18 protein-coding genes and 2 pseudogenes are annotated in these 17263 nt (G+C 32.8%); 6 read left to right on the top strand and 14 right to left on the bottom strand.

The window, feature by feature from the left end; translation table 11 throughout:
- Positions 1-13: 13 nt before the first annotated feature.
- The 7 genes from LOK41_RS13415 to LOK41_RS13385 all read right to left on the bottom strand — a co-directional run bounded on the left by LOK41_RS13415 (position 14) and on the right by LOK41_RS13385 (position 5744).
- Positions 14-1222, bottom strand: a complete 1209-nt coding sequence (locus LOK41_RS13415; RefSeq protein WP_241816954.1) for an L-lactate MFS transporter — start codon at positions 1220-1222, stop codon at positions 14-16.
- 285 nt (positions 1223-1507) lie between these two features.
- Complete coding sequence (locus LOK41_RS13410; RefSeq protein ID WP_174099824.1) at positions 1508-1651, bottom strand: hypothetical protein; 144 nt, start codon at positions 1649-1651, stop codon at positions 1508-1510.
- Between the two features lie 29 nt (positions 1652-1680).
- Complete coding sequence (locus LOK41_RS13405) at positions 1681-2709, bottom strand: serine hydrolase domain-containing protein (RefSeq protein ID WP_241816953.1); 1029 nt, start codon at positions 2707-2709, stop codon at positions 1681-1683.
- 165 nt (positions 2710-2874) lie between these two features.
- Entirely contained in the window at positions 2875-3132 is a 258-nt protein-coding gene (locus tag LOK41_RS13400) for a heterocycloanthracin/sonorensin family bacteriocin (protein ID WP_174099828.1), read from the bottom strand.
- A gap of 459 nt (positions 3133-3591) precedes the next feature.
- Positions 3592-4038, bottom strand: coding sequence for an NUDIX domain-containing protein (locus LOK41_RS13395; protein ID WP_241816951.1), 447 nt, complete (start codon positions 4036-4038; stop codon positions 3592-3594).
- A 112-nt stretch (positions 4039-4150) separates the two neighbouring features.
- Complete coding sequence (locus tag LOK41_RS13390; protein WP_241816950.1) at positions 4151-4642, bottom strand: GNAT family N-acetyltransferase; 492 nt, start codon at positions 4640-4642, stop codon at positions 4151-4153.
- Between the two features lie 190 nt (positions 4643-4832).
- Complete coding sequence (locus LOK41_RS13385) at positions 4833-5744, bottom strand: DMT family transporter (protein WP_241816949.1); 912 nt, start codon at positions 5742-5744, stop codon at positions 4833-4835.
- 157 nt (positions 5745-5901) lie between these two features.
- On the opposite strand from LOK41_RS13385, the gene pdxR reads away from it, so the two are divergent.
- A complete protein-coding gene (gene pdxR, locus LOK41_RS13380) occupies positions 5902-7353 on the top strand; it encodes a MocR-like pyridoxine biosynthesis transcription factor PdxR (protein ID WP_241816947.1) in 1452 nt (483 codons plus the stop codon).
- Between the two features lie 153 nt (positions 7354-7506).
- Here the strand turns inward: pdxR and LOK41_RS13375 are convergent.
- From LOK41_RS13375 to LOK41_RS13365, 3 genes and pseudogenes are all read right to left on the bottom strand, one after another.
- Positions 7507-8232 (bottom strand): annotated as a pseudogene (locus LOK41_RS13375) (serine hydrolase domain-containing protein); the annotation flags it as partial.
- A gap of 155 nt (positions 8233-8387) precedes the next feature.
- On the bottom strand, positions 8388-9242 hold the full coding sequence (gene mle, locus LOK41_RS13370; RefSeq protein WP_241816946.1) for an alpha/beta fold macrolide esterase: 855 nt from the start codon (positions 9240-9242) through the stop codon (positions 8388-8390).
- 193 nt (positions 9243-9435) lie between these two features.
- Positions 9436-10149, bottom strand: a pseudogene (locus LOK41_RS13365) (MFS transporter); the annotation flags it as partial.
- Positions 10150-10711: 562 nt separating this feature from the next.
- On the opposite strand from LOK41_RS13365, the gene LOK41_RS13360 reads away from it, so the two are divergent.
- The gene (locus LOK41_RS13360; RefSeq protein ID WP_241816943.1) at positions 10712-11422 is read left to right on the top strand and encodes a hypothetical protein; all 711 of its coding nucleotides are present in this window, start codon (positions 10712-10714) and stop codon (positions 11420-11422) included.
- Positions 11423-11452: 30 nt separating this feature from the next.
- Here LOK41_RS13360 and LOK41_RS13355 read toward each other — a convergent pair whose 3' ends face one another.
- Positions 11453-11959, bottom strand: coding sequence for a DUF3189 family protein (locus LOK41_RS13355; RefSeq protein ID WP_241816941.1), 507 nt, complete (start codon positions 11957-11959; stop codon positions 11453-11455).
- A 218-nt stretch (positions 11960-12177) separates the two neighbouring features.
- Between LOK41_RS13355 and LOK41_RS13350 the strand changes: the two genes are divergently transcribed.
- Entirely contained in the window at positions 12178-12714 is a 537-nt protein-coding gene (locus LOK41_RS13350; protein WP_241816940.1) for a GNAT family N-acetyltransferase, read from the top strand.
- Positions 12715-12798: 84 nt separating this feature from the next.
- On the opposite strand, the gene LOK41_RS13345 is transcribed toward LOK41_RS13350, so the two are convergent.
- Positions 12799-13530 (bottom strand): YrrS family protein, encoded by a 732-nt coding sequence (locus LOK41_RS13345; protein ID WP_241816938.1) that lies wholly within the window; start codon positions 13528-13530, stop codon positions 12799-12801.
- A 526-nt stretch (positions 13531-14056) separates the two neighbouring features.
- Here LOK41_RS13345 and LOK41_RS13340 point away from each other — a divergent pair.
- Entirely contained in the window at positions 14057-14494 is a 438-nt protein-coding gene (locus LOK41_RS13340; RefSeq protein ID WP_174099847.1) for a cell wall hydrolase, read from the top strand.
- Positions 14495-14669: 175 nt separating this feature from the next.
- Here LOK41_RS13340 and speD read toward each other — a convergent pair whose 3' ends face one another.
- Positions 14670-15536 carry an adenosylmethionine decarboxylase gene (gene speD / locus LOK41_RS13335; RefSeq protein WP_241816937.1) on the bottom strand — a complete coding sequence of 289 codons (867 nt, stop codon included), beginning with the start codon at positions 15534-15536 and terminating at the stop codon, positions 14670-14672.
- A gap of 361 nt (positions 15537-15897) precedes the next feature.
- Positions 15898-16023, bottom strand: a complete 126-nt coding sequence (locus tag LOK41_RS28965; RefSeq protein ID WP_277818617.1) for a hypothetical protein — start codon at positions 16021-16023, stop codon at positions 15898-15900.
- Between the two features lie 360 nt (positions 16024-16383).
- Between LOK41_RS28965 and LOK41_RS13330 the strand changes: the two genes are divergently transcribed.
- Together LOK41_RS13330 and LOK41_RS13325 are read left to right on the top strand one after the other, a co-directional pair.
- Complete coding sequence (locus tag LOK41_RS13330) at positions 16384-16539, top strand: hypothetical protein (protein WP_174099851.1); 156 nt, start codon at positions 16384-16386, stop codon at positions 16537-16539.
- Positions 16540-16895: 356 nt separating this feature from the next.
- Positions 16896-17219: a hypothetical protein gene (locus tag LOK41_RS13325; protein ID WP_241817090.1), complete on the top strand. Its 324-nt coding sequence runs from the start codon at positions 16896-16898 to the stop codon at positions 17217-17219.
- Positions 17220-17263 lie beyond the last annotated feature (44 nt).

The raw sequence follows: 17263 nt of genomic DNA, 5'->3' as shown, positions 1-17263 counted from the left end.
CACATGCAAAATGTTAAGCTGTTTTTCGATATAATTTTTGTGTTTCTTTCTTCTTCTCTTTGCTCGGTGGTCGAATGAAAATAGAAATAATAAAGGAAACAATACATAGTATACCGATTGTATTGAAAGTTGGCTGGAATCCACCTAATAGCGCTCCGATAAATGTACCTGCAAGCGCTCCAAAGCCAAATCCTTGATATACGATTCCGTAATTTGTGCTATGATTTTTTAAACCGAAGAAATCACCCACGATTGCGGGGAATATGGTAATATTGCCCCCGAAACAAAATGCAACACTTGCAACACATATAAAATAAATAGCGTAGTTTAAATTCATAAAACTGAGTGTGAAAACAGATAAACCAATTATAACAAAAGTTGCTGAAACGATTTTTAATCGACCTATTTTATCTGATAATGTCCCAAGAATAATTCGGCCTGCAGTATTAAAAATCGCAATCATCGCAACTGCATTGGCTGCGGTGGCAGCACTAAGTCCTACGAGTTGAACTCCGATATCTTTTACCATACTGATTAAATATAGGCCACCCATGCATGATGTAAATAGCATAAAAAACAATAAATAAACTTGTTTTGTGCGTAACATTTCTTTCGGTGAGTAGTTATGACTTAATGTTTCAGATACTATTTCATTTGTCGCAGCTTCACGTAAGAAGTAAGATCCCACAAGGACTAAAATTAATACAATAGTACCCCAATATAAAAAAGTTTCCGAAACACCCACTGTATCAATGAGCATTCCATTCACGTATTTAAAAATTAGGCTTCCCATTCCATACGCCGAAACTGATATACCAGAGATCAAACCTTTCCGATTTGGAAACCATTTAATTAAATTTGATAATGATGTGATATAGGCTGTTCCATCTGCATATCCTACCACGACACCAGCGAGTAAATAAAGTAATGGTAATGAGGAAACTTGTGAGCTAAGTATTAATCCAATCCCAAGAACAATTCCTGCGGTTGCAATAAGTTTCCGAAGTCCCATTTTTTGTTGTAATTTCCCTGCAAACAAAGTTGAAAATGATAAAGAAAAGCTGGTAATGGAAAAGGTTATAGCTACAGTATTAAGATCCCATCCAAATTTACTAACTAAAGGTTGATTAAACAAACTCCATGTATAAATCGTTCCAAGACCAATTTGTACAATGATTGTGCCTAGGACAATAAGCCATGGATTTATAGATGCTTGTTTCATGCTAACTGTCCCTCTCTTATCATGTTATGATTTATCACAATTTAGTATATCCAGGGTGAAATGCAAGATACTAATTTAAGACTGGAAATTTGTATCTTGTATAAAATAAACAAAAAGACGCTTCGTTAAGAAACGTCTTTTTGTCGATTAGATTAAATACGGATTTATTGTAAAAAGCTGTGTTAAGATAAGACATTTTCAAATGCTTATATATATAGTACCAAATACTATCTTTATTTTTATGGGGCTAAAGATGTATTTTTCTTTCATAAGAAAGTCGTATAATTAATATTCAATTTCCTCATAATCTTTTGGTTGGGGAACAGTTTGCATATTGGCAGCATCTTTTGGATCACTATATATAGCATTTTGTTCGGTACTCATATCTTTTACAGTTTGTTTATTATTTTTGTTCGACTGCTTTTTCATTAAGGCTCACTCCTTTTTTATAAAAGTAGTTATACCCTAATTGGGTCATTTTTACTGACACGAAATGTATCAGCGACTAAATTGCTAAATTCTCGTAAATAATACAGATAGTTCTCGCCCCCATAGTTATATCTTTTGTTATACATTCTAGCGACGACAACATTGTATTCAGGAATAACTAAAATGGTGGGTCCTGTAATGCCTAATATTTGATACGAACCTTTAGGTACCCTTTCCCCAAGTTCGCTTTGTAAAGCTGGTGTGTTTTGCACAAACCAAAAGCACCCGTTTTGTGGTAAGTCCATGTTTTCGTATTTTGGACTTTGAAGACTTGCTGCAATTTTAATGACCTCTTTCGGTACAATTTGTTTCCCGTTTATGTGTCCTTCATTTAAATGTAAATTTCCCCAATAGGCGAATTCTCTAGCAGAAACAAAAAGATTTTTTTCTGTTCCATCATCTGATATCCCAGTACTACAAATTGCTTCTTCATGGGGATTTACTATTACCTTTACCAAATTCTCATAATGTTTTTTTCTCCATCCTGTTTCCTTAAAACCTGCAGGTATAAAAATACGTTCTTTTAATAATTCAGGGAATCTTTTTTGGTATAGCTGATAAATAAGACGTGTTATCATACGTACGTTAATATCTCTATATGCCCACCCTTTTCCAGGTTCAAATTCTCGATAAATAGTCCCGTCTTCTTTTTCATTTAAACCATGCGAATGGGTTACTAAATGTCTTAATGTTGTTTTAGCAAGCAAATTTCTATCATAGTCTTTAAAATAATCAGCTGCATATTCGTCGAGATTCTTTATCCTCCCTTCATAAAGTGCATATGCAACTGCTAAACCTAAATAACTTTTTCTAGCCGAAGCAACATTAAATTGTGAAGAAGCTGTTATGGAGACGCTGTTTTCAGTATTAGAATGTTTTCCACTATAATGTTCAAGTACCACTTCATTATCTTTTATAATAAAAAGTGCTGCTGCAGAACTATGATTCCGTTCTTTTATCTCTTCTACCCATGAAACTAATTTCTGATATGTATCCAATGTATTATTCACCTCGATATGAACTCTATATCGAATATTAAATTCGTTAGAAACAGAAATTATCCTTTAATTTGTCTATTCTATAAAATGAAAGAAAAGTGCTTTTGTAATCCAATCATGTATATGCACTTTTCTTTTATACAAAACTTTACCTATGTTTCAAACTTAAATGAACCACCAGCTCCAGCAACCAAAGCAACTAAAGCAGCTGAAACATCTGAAACATCCACCGCAACGTCCGCATCCGCCACAACGCCCGCAACCACCACATCCACCGCAACGTCCACAACCACCAAATTGTTGACGAGCATCTTCTTGAACATAATAATATGGATATTGGTTTTGTTGATCCCAATACACAACATTTCCAGCTTGATAATCATTTAAATTTAATGATTGCAGTTCTTGTTGAAATTCATTCATTTTTATGACCTCCGTTTATAAATTTAAGCTTCTATCCAGCGCAATTCATCGATGTTTTTCTATGTTTTTTGCTTATTTAATCTCTGTAATAAACAGCGATAGATATAGAATCTATAAATCAATTTCAATACGTACAACAACAAAATATGAGCTTTTACTGGGTGATGTACCTTGTTCGGTTGCCTATTTTTAGATAGCTTGTATGTTGGATTCATTTTTATAAACGAAATAATAAAAGTGATTTTAATAATATGGAATTAGAAAATGCTATTTAAATTTATCGGGGTGAATGGATTATTTTTACTTGATGAGGATTCCAGCTCTTTTTGGGAAGCTGTTCATGTATTAAATCCTAGAAACTATGGGGAATTTCAAAGCGAATTGGAGTGGGAAAGAATAAGTTGGGTACTTATGCAGTATTATTAACACTTAAGTACCCAACGCTATGCAGAAAATACTTTATAAATTGCTAATCCAACAATTTGATAAATCTTCTTTTTGTACCTTTTCTATTAATCTTTGAACAGAGGGTTCGGGCATTATTTTATATGTAATTAGATTTTCATGATTAGGAATAACCCAATGAAATTCCAAATGAGATTCTTTAGAAATCGGTGTTATATCACTATGTAAGTCTTTACTATAGACTTCGAAAACATGGTTAATTTCATAATGAAGCGTCTCACTATCTTGCCACTCGTTTTCAATCACTCCTAAAAAACGCTTAACTTCACAATCTATACCTATTTCTTCTTTTAATTCGCGAATTAATGCACATTCGGCAGGTTCTCCTAAATCCACATGGCCACCTGGTAAAAAAGAATGATGTCCTTTGTAATTTGCTATTAAAAGTTTGCTATTTTTTATAATAATCCCTCTTACAATATGATGGAATTTTGTTTTCAATTAGGTTCCTCCTCTTTATGCAGTAACTGCTCTATAGTATTTATTTTCGTTACATCCTTATTATTATTTTTTTCTCTTCTATAACTATCGTGAATGGATTTTGAATACACCTCTAAATAAGCTTATTTTCACGTTTTTTCTTAATTAAAGTTAAACAATATACTTGTTCTCCATCATAAACATGACCAAGATCTACAAAACCATAACTTTCATATAATTTTTTTGCTCGAGTGTTCTCTTTATGAACAGTTAGACGAATCTCTTTACACTGAGAAAAATGATTGGTAATCCATTTAATCATTTCTACTAAAGTGGATTTTCCGTATCCTTTTCCTTGATATTTTTCATCAATCATAAAACCATTAACCCAATACATGTCTTCTGTATTTCTATCAAAGGCATGCATAATAAATCCAACCATTACATCGTTATCGTATATAACAAATGGTATATATTCTACGTTATCGCCATCTGGTTTTATATATATTTTTGCAAGTGATACAACAACAGATGGTACAAACTGCTTTTGGTCCTTGGATACTCGTAATTTTAATGCCTCCTCCCAATTTTCCCTTGTCACGATTTTTAATTGTATGTTTACCATATAAAACTCCTTTGAAATAACTGATTATGAATTTATTGAAAAACCCTTGTTTAGTAATTGTTTCTTTGTGGAATTCAAATATCTTAATAACATTTCCGAAAAGATTTCGTATTCTTCTAGATTCGTCTCATTCCATTCATTTCCTATTTTACTTATGGATTTTGAAATATTCAAAGTGAATGTAACTTATTTATAAACTTTTTATTTTCTTCACTCGTATGTAGTGATCTTTCTCGCTTTTTATATGCGCAAGTACAACGCCAAATATTATTATGACACCCCCAAGTATAGATAACATAGTTGGAATCTCTCCCAACCATATCCAGCTGATAAAGCATGCAAAAGCTGGTGTTAAATAAAGTGAGCTCGTTGCTTCAGAGGCTCCAGCATGAGAAGTTATATAAGCCAAGGCGATATAAGGAAGTACAGTTGGAAAAAGACCTAAATACACAGCGCTAAGAGTAATCTCTATAGGAGCTTTTACTATTTCAGAGCCGAGTCCTGGTAAAAAAATTAGCATTAATAAAGTTCCTGCCCATATCGTATATACAGTAAAGGGCAGATTTCCATATTGTTTTAGAAATGGTTTTTGAAAAACAAAGAATAGACTTTCTGAAAATGCAGCAAGAAGTATAAGTAATATACCAGCATTGAATTGGAATACATCACCTGTACTCATTGATATAAATGCTACCCCTATAAAACTAACTGCTGCTCCTATCCATCCCCATAGTTTAAATCTTTCGTGGGAAAATATAAGAGCAAGAATTGCAGTAAAGATAGGGGTGACTGATACAATCAAACTTGCAGGGCCTGCACTCACACTTTTCTCTCCGTAATTTAAGGTGATATGATAAACGGTAAAACCCAAGCCGCCTAGTATGAATATTACTGGTATGTCTTTTAATTCTGGTAGACGCATTTTACTTATGATTGCCAAAATAAATAAAGCTAATGAAGCGATTAGTAAACGTAGTAGTGTAAGGTGTTCCGGTGTATACGCTTCAAGACCAACACGAATTCCAGGAAATGCAGAACCCCAAAGAACAATCGTAATGCAGTGCGCAAATAAAATACGGAAATTCCAATTACTATTTTTCATATCATTCATTCCTTTCATATAGAAAAAGCCAACCACTTTTCCTTTTCTAATTATTTCTTTTCATAATATTCAATCGTTGATAAAATGTCTTCAACCACTTCTTTAATGAAAAAACCAACCACTTTCTAGTTCATTAGTGGAAAAAAGGGAGCTTTTTATGAGTACGTATGATCGAAAGTTGAATAAACAATCTCCTAAGTACCAACAGATTATGGATTATATGAAAGAAAAAATTACAAATGGAGAATGGCCCATAGGTAGCAAAATACCAAGCCAACGAAAATTGGCACAGATATTTGATGTAAATCGAAGTACGGTTATTACTGCATTAGAGGAACTAACAGCAGATGGTTTAATCAAAGGAAAGATGGGTATGGGTACAATTGTGGTCAATAATACATGGACCCTATTAGCTACTGACCCACCGCCTAATTGGGATGAGTATGTAAAAGCAGGTTTACATAAACCAAGTAAAGGAATGGTTCAAGAAATAAATAAAGTGGAATCAAATAAAAAATTCATTCACCTTAGTAAAGGAGAACTTGCTTCTGATATTTTCCCATTAGAAACAATGCAATCAGTCATGCAAGAAGTATCTAAAAATCTCACTGTTTTTGGATATGAAGAACCAAAGGGTTTTCTACCTTTACGTGAAGCTATTAGTAATTATGTAAAATCATTTGGTATTCAAGTTTCTCCATCTTCCATATTAATTGTCTCTGGTGCCTTGCAGGCTTTACAGTTGATATCTGTTGGTCTTCTCCATAAAGGATCTACAGTATTACTTGAACAACCTTCATATCTCTATTCGCTACATGTATTTCAATCAGCAGGCATGCATTTATCAGGGGTATCAATCGATCATCAAGGGATTTTACCAAGTGATCTATCTAGACGAAATAAATACACTGGTGAGAAAACAATTTTATATTCTATTCCTAGTTTTCATAACCCAACCGGAACTTTAATGTCAGAAAATCGGCGGAAAGAACTTATAAAAGTATGTGAGAAAGAACAACTTCCTATTATTGAAGATGATATTTACCGAGAGTTGTGGATTGACGGATCACCTCCTTTCCCATTAAAAGCAATGGATAGACACGGACATGTATTACATATCGGGAGTTTATCAAAGACGCTAAGTCCAGGTTTGAGGATTGGATGGATTATCGGTCCCGAACCTGTAATTGAAAGATTATCAGATATAAAAATGCAAACGGATTATGGTTCTAGCTCTTTATCACAAAGAGTTGCTGCTGAATGGTTATCTAGCGGCTTATATGAGAGGCATGTAGAATCTGTGAGAAAACAGCTACAGGAGCGAAGATACGTGATGCTTAAAGCATTGAATATATACTGTAAGAATATTACAGAATGGAATGTTCCTAGCGGTGGATTTTTTATATGGTTAAAAATAAAGCCGAAAATTCCAATGAAAAAACTATACGCAAAAGCGTTAGCTAGAGGAATACTTCTTAACCCAGGGCGTATTTATGGAGAAGAGTCTGATCAGCATATTCGACTATCGTATAGCTATGCATCTGTGGAAGATCTTACGAAAGGAATCTATCAATTAAATGAAATTGTTCGAGAGTTGATGGATTCCTAGTAAAAAATCCTCTTCCATATGGGAAGAGGATTTTTGTTTTATAAATATCAATTATCATATCAGTAATCTATGTTTGTAAATATTTTAAAAAAGTTCGATCATTTCTATGATTCATATGTCACTAAAGCACTCATTTTTATTTGAAAAGAATTTTCATTTTAGGGACATAGCAAGACGCATCGCCAGGCGTATAGGAAGTGCAGGGTTTTCCATTTGATTTACATCTCCAACAAAAAATAAATCTTTCAAAGGATAATAAAACGCAAATGATCCTGTTGTGCCGGAGTGCCCTATCAACTCGCCTTTTCCCATAAAAAGTGTTGCAAGACCATTTAATGGAATTCGCATGTATCCACTACTATATTGAATTGGAAACATTGAACCTTGTAATTTGTTATATATTTTTAGTTCATGAAAAATATTCTTATTAAACAGCTTTCCTCCAAAGAAAGCTTTGATAAATCTCATTAATTCAAGAGTTGTAGAAATACCACCACCGCTTGCACGACTACTTTTGATAAATTTGGGGCGGTAAAGGCTAATATTCTTATAAAAAACATTAGGAACGAAATCATGTTCATCTTCTAGAAAATAGGTATTCTTGAGGTCTAATGGGGCAAAAATTAACTGCTTATATGCATCTTCTAATGTGGCATTCGTAATTGTTTCAATTACTTTTCCAAGCATATCGAAGTTTATATCTGCATAATAAGCTCTTTTTATCTTATTAGGTGCAAAATGTGGTTTTAACGTCTTAGTCAGTGTTATCATTTCATCAAAATCAATATTCATGTCTTCATGGACAATGCGTTTTTTAAGACTATTATTACTTTCCTCAAATGTATCCGGTAATCCGCTTGTTTGAAATAATAAATGAAATAGTGTAAGCGTTGAAGATTACTCTGTTATCTTTTTTTCTATGGTAATACAATTTTCTAAATATCCTTGATTTATCAGTTTTTAATTTGGGTAATTATATTTTTAATAGTAAGAATATTAATGCTTTCTATGTTGAATTTAGATTGTGTAATTTCCTATACTCTTGAAGTATGTTTCAAAATAGCGTTAATTATATTAGCCCAATCGTCGAAATGAATTTCATGACCGGTTCCCTCTAGTGTTAGTAACGATGCATTAGGAATTTCATCAACAAGAGCCAAAGCATGCTCATACGGAAGTACCTTATCTTCTGTGCCATGAATAACTAGCGCAGGTATATTTATTTCTTTTAATTTCCCCTCGTAGTAATCATCATCTTTAAGCAGTGCATGATTAAACATACTGAGTAGATTGTTTGCTCGCTTTACTTCTTTTGTTACTTGATTCGTAACTCTTTGTTCATCAAATTTATGCTTTGGTCCACAGAGTAATGCTGATCCTCTAACCAAATAATTCACAACAGATTCGTTATCTGTCCAATCTAATTTACTTCCATTCGCATGATAAGTAAGAATGTCTTCATCCATTGGCGGTAAATTTCGATTATTTTCATCAGACCCATAAATACTTGATGCAATCAAAGTCATTGTTAGAACTCTTTGAGGATGTCTTACTGCGATAATTTGAGCAATCATACCTCCCAAAGACATTCCAACAATATGTGCTTGATTAATATCGTATGCATCGAGCACTCCAACAGCATCATCCGCCATGTCTACCACAGTATACTGAGAGCTTCCTGGCTCGTAGGCAACGGAACGCCCAACATCTCGATTATCATATCGAATAACGTATCGACCTGTATTTGCTAACCTTTGACAGAACTCTCCATCCCAGTATACCATCGAACACATTGCGCCCATAATCAGTAAGGTCGCTGGATGATTAGGGTTTCCAAAACACTCTGTGCATATATCAATTCCATTAATTTTATTTATCTTTTCATTCATGATTCATTCCTCATTTCATTCGAATTTGGTCATTTTAAAAAAAGGTACACCCAAACAACCCAAAATTCACTAAAAAAATGAATGAGTATAAATGTAATGTACCTTAAATTAACGGAAACGAATGAACTTAATAATCATGATAAGCACTCTCCTTATAGGGAATGGATAAGAGGCTTTAGCCCATTATTTATTATAGTAACTGATCATAGTTGTCAAAAACTGCACTTGCCGGAATGAATACAAGAGATACATTTAAAAACATAATGAGTAACTGTGGTGCCTTTCGAATAACTTGTATCCCTTCGACTATTTGTGAATAGGATGAACCATCATATTCATATCCCGCTACTGGATTTTTAACAAATAAAAGTAAAATCAATTCTACAAAATGGAGTAGTAACCCAACTAAAATTAAAATTTGAAATTGTTCCTCCTTCAAATCTTTCGCAAAATAAGATCCGAAAATAACAGCAATTAGCATTGAAATAAAGCTAGCTGATTGGATCTTGCCCATTGCTTTATCCATAAGATGTTGTTCATTTGTTTCTTTTAAAGATTCATCAGCACCTGAGAAGAAAGTGACTGATAAACCATTTAATAAACTATATAAACAAAATAACCATATGTCATCAGCAAAAAACAATATAGAAATACTTATAATCTTTATGCAAGTGCCTGTTATAAAAGAGAGTTTTAAACCGAACCAATCTGCAAACACGCCTGCTGGTACTTCTCCAATTAGAACCGCTCCACTCCAGCACATTAATACGAGAAAAATATTGGAAGGAGTTAATCCTCTTTCCACATAAAACAACGTCATAACCGCTTGTAAAAAGCTAATTGTTCCAAAAATATGAACCCAAAATAAAATAGAAATATTATGTTTTGCTAGTGTATATTTCTTCAAACGTTCTCCTACTTTCCGATATTTATATTCTTTGCGGAAGTAGGAGTGCTAAGTTAGCTTAAATGCTATTCACTCCTCTTCCCTCATTTAAGAATGTTTTTAAAGTTTTTGACATGTTAATTCCTCCTTGCGTTTAATTAATTGTATCGTAACAAAAATTCTTAATATTCACAAAGATATTTTATAAACTGGATAAGATTGTCGAAATGGAAAAAGTGGTATATAATAAGCAGTAACATTACTAGTAATTATTTTAGGTATTCCTAGAATAAAGGAGCGATACATATGAAAATTACTATTTATTTCGGAAGTCATGAAGATCAAGATGTACGTACAATGGATTGTCATTTAGATGTAGACGATGCAGAAGAGCTTGTCTCTGTTTCATAATATAAATTACAAATTAAGTGGGTCGAAACCTCTTCCCTATCACGTTCAAGGCACCTTTAAAAGGTGTCTTTTTTATTGTTTTTTGATGAAAATCCCTTTACTTTACGGCAATTAAATAGTAAAATATAAATATACGAACAAACGTTCTTTTATTTTAATCGTACTTGAAGGGATGATTTTTACAATGGCTCAAAACAAGCGCAGAGGAAGAAAAAAGCATACACCTACTATCTCAAATACAGGCTTTATCGGCGCTGTGTTTATTGATACATTGGAACTACAAAAAAAATCCTATTATTTTGCTCGTAAAAAGTTACAAATTGTCCATCATGTATTAGATGGTTTGGCAGGTGCAACAAGTTCTTTGTTTAAAGAACATAATATATCTGCACATATGTCTTGTGTGTATTTACATAAACAAAAGAAAATCGGTTTTGTTCTTTCAACAAAACCTTTTGAAGAAGCTGATGGTGTTGCTTATTTTAAAAATTACTTAATTGAAAAAAATTTTTACGATAATCAAGACGCTGAATTTCAAGAAGTATTTAATACAGGGTTTATTGGAGTGGTATTTGCTGATCTATCTAGTATCGATCGTTTTAATTTTGATTTTGAGATGAGCATGCTATCAAAACTAATGAAAGATATGATTATTCCTGTTAAAGAACTCTTTTTACGCCATAATACTCCTGCTTATATCTCTACCTCACATTTAGAGGAACAAAACAAATTAGGATTTGTTTTATCTGTAAAACCTTATGATGAACGTGCAGAAGCGGATTTATATTTTGAAACATACTTAAAAGAACGTGGCTTATATATTGGTGATGAAGAAGATGATATTGATAAAATTGTGATTCGAAAAAAGGTAGAGTTAATATAGAAAAAATGCAGGATTGCAATCCTGCATTTTTTATTTGAAAGTCTCGTTTTCTAAAATAACAACAGAATCGTTAGTCATTCTACCAGCTTCTTTTGTATAACTAACAAGTCGTTGGATATTATCGCAACACAATTTTGCTCCCCATACGAGTAGTGGTACACCAATAAAATCAATATGTAACCTTCTTGAAAATAATCCTCCAAATGTCATGGGAAGTGGAACTGTTGGTGATGTATTTGAAAAAATGATTTTTTCCTTATTTTGATATTGCTGTTGAAGGATCTCTCCTAAGTTCTTCATTGCTGGAACGACTAACTTTTCTGTTCCGTGTCCTATTGTGTAAACTGGATTTCCTCCCTCGTCTCGCCCTCGAAAAATTAATTTTCCCATATCTGAAGTTTTGAGTTTATTGAAATAGTCTACATTTAAAATTTCTTCTTTAGTCAGTTTTCGATCAGTGGGGAGTTTATTTAAATGGTATGCTGCTGCAAGTGAAGTTGTATGGGTTCCACCGAAATCAGTGTAAATAAAAATCATAGTCTCATTCCTTTTTCATTCACATTCAATATTTATAAGTATCACCATTTCAACATTTACTAATCAAGAGAGATTTTGATTTTATAACTTACTTGTTTTAATTAGTGATTTTTGCTTGTGATAAAACTATGATAAACATAATGGCAATGATATTCTTATTCCGCTTCTAATTTAGATAAGATATAATTATATATTACTGAAAGGATGGTGTATTTCTTTTGAATATTCTCGAAACAGAGCGGCTTACTCTTCGCCTACAAACAACCGAAGATGCAGCGTTTATCCTTGAGCTTTTGAATGATCCCTCTTGGCTACGATTTATAGGAGATCGCGGTGTAAGAACCCTAGAAGATGCAAGAGACTATATTTTGAATGGACCAATTCACATGTATGAACAATTTGGTTTCTGTCTTTTTTTAGTAGAGCGAAAAGAGGATCATGTTCCAATCGGAATTTGTGGTCTTGTAAAAAGAGATTCCTTGGAAGATGTTGATATTGGATTCGCTTTTCTCCCAAAGTACTGGGAAAAAGGATACGCCTATGAAGCAGCTTCAGCGGTAATGATATATGGGAAAGATAAGCTAGGGTTAAATCGTATTGTAGGGATTACTACCCAAGACAATTATGCCTCAGCTAAGCTTCTTAAAAAAGTAGGATTGCAGTTTGAACGATTGATTCGATTGCCTAATGACACTGAAGAACTTAACCTGTTCGTATTTGATAAACGAAAAGAAAACTACATAAATGAACAGTAGAGATATAGAAAATGTAAAAAAGACTCTCCATTCGGGAGAGTCTTTTTTACATTTTCTAATTTTATGATGCATTTGCCGGTATACTTATTTTACAGCCTGAACTGATACTGGTTTCCACCCTTTGTTTTCAACCCAATCAATATATACTTTATATTTTTTATTGCTTTGCTTATCTCGCACATTTCCATATGCTTTATTTGTTCCATTATTTCCGATGAAATCATAAATGAGTTGTGATTCAGGAACATTAACAGCATAGGAAATTGCCTTTTTCATCTCATTCCAATCTGTCGTTCCCTCTTGAAATTGCATAGCAGGCTTTGTCCCTTGTTCTGTACCAATTGGTTCCCATTGCTTTTTTTGTTCTATTTGATCTGCATTTTTGTCCGATTGATTTTTATTTATTACTTCTTCATTAACCTTCTGCTCTTCGACTTTATTATTCTTTTGTTCTTCTTGTTTTTTTACTTGATTTTCGTTGTTCTGTTTTTCTTTTTCTTTCAAGCTTTCTGTTTCTTGATTTTGCTGTTCTATTAATTTTTGTTTTTCAATCTCATTGTTTATTTGTTCTTTTGCTACATCTTTTTCGGATTGTTTTGTTTTTTGTTCCTCTATTTTTTTGTTTTTCGCCTCTTCAGATGCATATTGTGCTACTTTCTTTTCTTCTGAACGCTCTTTTCCTTTTGTTTGATCAGTAAAAAATAACTGATAAGATACCATGCTGACTGTCAGTAATACTAAACTTAATCCAATATTAACAACACCGCGCATTCGACGTGATTGTTGTTTTTCTTGAAACCTACTTTCATTTCCCATTCCTGGAACCTCCATGTGACTGTTACAGTGAAACTGTATACTACTTTCATTACTTTAAATTTCGAATTCTATATATAGTTCTTACCTCTTTTCCCCTTATCACCTACACTAACCTTTATTCTAAATACATTTATTAATAAACCTGCTTTTTTATATTACATTTTAATATTCAGAACTTCAATAACTATTTTTTGCCCTTCCTTTTGATTCAACCATAATAACTATAAGTTAAAACGCAATAAACTTAACTCTGTATTAGTTTTGCTTTACGAGAAACCAAACAGTTGTTCTAATTTTAGTTTATGCAAATCTTCTATATGTAGCAACTATTGTAATAAAAAATACAAAACATTAACTATACGAAGAATTGATATGCGCAGAAATAGGCTGTTTATATATGCTTGTTAATTTTGATTATTTTATTTTTATATAAATACGGTGCGTGAAATTGCCTGTTTTGCACAAACTTTAATTCGTGTTTTTTATTCTTTTTACATATATTTATAAAAAGAATGGGGGGATATTCATGCGAATCTCGTACACAGAAACTGATGTGGACTTGTTAGCTCGTCTAATAAGAGCAGAAGCAGAAGGCGAAGGCCAACAAGGGATGCTGGATGTTGGAAATGTCGGTGTGAACAGAGTGATGTGTAATTGTTTAGACTTTAAAGGGATTACAAATATTGGGCAAATGGTGTATCAACAACAAGGCGGAAGTTATTCATTCGAGGCTGTAACAAAAGGATATTTTTATCAACGTGCAAGAGAAACTGATAAGGAACTGGCAAGAAAATGCCTGGAATATTGGAGAGGGCATCCCGCAACTAATTCTCTCTGGTTTTTTAATCCTACAGGAAATTGTCCGCCCGTTTGGTGGAATCAGACATTAGCAGGACAATTCAAGGAACATTGTTTCTATCAGCCAACACAAGCGGATTGCCCAAAAGTATATGCTGGAAAATAAGTGTTTATTTTATGAGTGTTTCAAAGATTTACTACAAATAATGAGGATTATGTAAATGAATATACCTTTAAAACATTCTTAACTTCCTCTTCTCGTTCAAAAGTTAGCCAAAAGGAAAAGTCTTATTAGCAAGGCTTTTCCTTTTTAAGATTCCATAATTAATTGCTAAATGGACTTAGAAGTTGTTTGTATTTTCCGGAGAAGCATTATCATTCAAGCCCTCTTCAATTAAGCCATGATTCATGTTTTTTCCGTAAAATATTTCATCCATTTCCATTTTTAATTTTTTTGTAATCTCCTCACGTTCTTTTTCGGGTAACTTTTCTTGGGTATATCCAAATAGATAGTTGTTCAAATCAAATTCTTTTAGTTTACATTTTGTATGGAAAATATGTTCTTGATAGACATTAACATCAATCATATCATAGAGATTTTTCACGTTATTTGGAATGTAATTTTGGATAGAACTTATTTCGTGATCGATAAATAATTTGTTACCTGTTATATCTCTTGTAAAGCCTCTAACACGATAATCAATTGTCATAATATCTGTATCAAATGAGTGAATTAGATAATTTAACGCTTTAAGAGGTGAGATTTCACCGCATGTAGCTACATCAATATCTGCTCGAAAAGTGCTGATACCCTCATTCGGATGATATTCAGGATACGTATGTACTGTAATATGACTTTTATCTAACTGCATGACAACTGAATCTGGAAGAGGTCCAGGAGATTCAGTGAATGATTCAGTTGGCACTTCTACCACTGGGCCTTCTGATACTAATATAGTTACGCTTGCGCCTTGTGGTACATAGTCTTGTTTAGCAATATTCAATACATGTGCTCCTATAATATCCGAGACATTTTTCAATATCTTAGTTAATCTGTCTGCATTATATTGTTCATCTATGTATTCTATATAAGCTTCTCGTTCCTTTTTTGTTTTTGTATAGCAAATATCATACATGTTAAAACTTAATGATTTTGTAAGGTTATTGAATCCATGTAATTGAATCCGTTGCTCTGGTGTTAGTTTCATGATAAAATTCCCCATTCTACTGTTCAATAATATTTGATAAACCCTTTACGCAATATAATTCCATACTACAACTTTTTCATGCATACTCTTTTGAATTAGAATGAATTGAAATATAATAGTTATTTCTAATTCATGACTGACAATTAATTGAATTGAATATATTTTATTGTTGTAAAAATACGGTAAATGAAATTTAGAATAGCAACAATGTAGAATTTGAATCAAGAAAACGTTGTGACCAGATTAACCAAAAATGAAAAGATGTACGAGTTCATATCACCCTGTACATCTTTTCATTTTCTTTGTAGTCAAGACTACTTAGATACTGCGTTAATCTGAATAATTAGTCTCAATTAAAACATTATTTGTTTAAATCTTTTTTTGTTACTTCACTTCTAATATTCACATCTTTTGAAAATTCAGTATCGTTTTTTAGATTATTCAGATGTTGATCTTTACGCTTTCGATTATCATTCCGATTCGTCATCATTTATCCCCCTCTTATTAACGTTCGTACCTATTTTGTACAAAAGGAACTATTTCATACAGATTATTTTCGTATGTATAGTCTCGTATTATTGGGGATTTTAGTGAATTTTCTTATTTTATAAAATAAGAAAATTTGTTACCTACTATCTTTTGCAGTAGGATTCCTTCATAAAAAAATTATTCATTTCTTTTAATGAATACAAAAAGTGTATGTTTTGTTCATCGTTTTAATCTCTTTTGTCTAATGCACTATGAGTCGATCGATGAGGTTTATAACTATTTTCCACTTTTTATGAAATTTCTTTTTGGCAAAACACTTACTTGTTGGTGCATACTACGTTTATTGGAGGTGACAATCATGGGACACAATCAAAACCCGTTTACAACAAAGAAGCGTAATGCCAACGGACAATACGATAAAGAAGCACACAGCATCGACAGCCATGGTAATTTTGTACCTAACACACCAACGAATGACGCTGTTCTTCGTGCTGAAAGACCGAAGAACAAATGAAAAAAACCTGGATTTCTCCTGGGCTTTTTCATTTCTAATAATTTTCATTGATATCGTTTGTCAAAAAATAACGAGTACGTGGCATTCCCTTTTTTGGGCTCATCAAGAATACTTACTACCTCGGATTTTGTATGATTATCTCTCTTCCATTGGTGGTTACTGCTTGAGTCCAATTACTGATGGAAGAAGCGATTTTTATTACTAGAAACAGAATAAAATTAATTCAAGAAGCTTATACGTTAGATGTAAGCTTCTTTCAGCCTGCGCAATTAAGGTTCGAATTTCACCCAATTTAACACAATGCGTTCAATATCTTTCCACACTATTTGGACATGATAAAGTATGAGGTGACTGTAATGAAAAATGAAATATCAAAGTTAGTACCAGAAGCAGTTAACAAATTAATTCAGAGAGAGGTTAAAGATAGAAACCAACGTATTATTGATTTAATTATCGATGATGCAACTGCATATGAATTTGATCCGGAGCAAGTAGTCCCTTGTATCATGGCTGCTTATTATGCTCATCAGTCCGCGCATTATCCTAGTGAAATGGAAGATGAGTGGATCGGAATCTTAGTCTTCTACACAGCTATACGTTCAGCGATGAAGCTTTTATCTTACGGTAAATTTAAAGCAAAGCGATCAGAAAATGGATGGATGATGTATACAGATCATTGAACAAATCTTATTTTGGAGTAAGAGATTTCTATTAACAAACCGCG

It is taken from the genome of Bacillus sp. TL12 (assembly GCF_022625245.1).
GTDB lineage: Bacteria > Bacillota > Bacilli > Bacillales > Bacillaceae_G > Bacillus_A.
The sequence above is the reverse complement of the archived record's forward strand: the minus strand, read 5'-3'. Positions and strand labels throughout refer to the sequence as shown.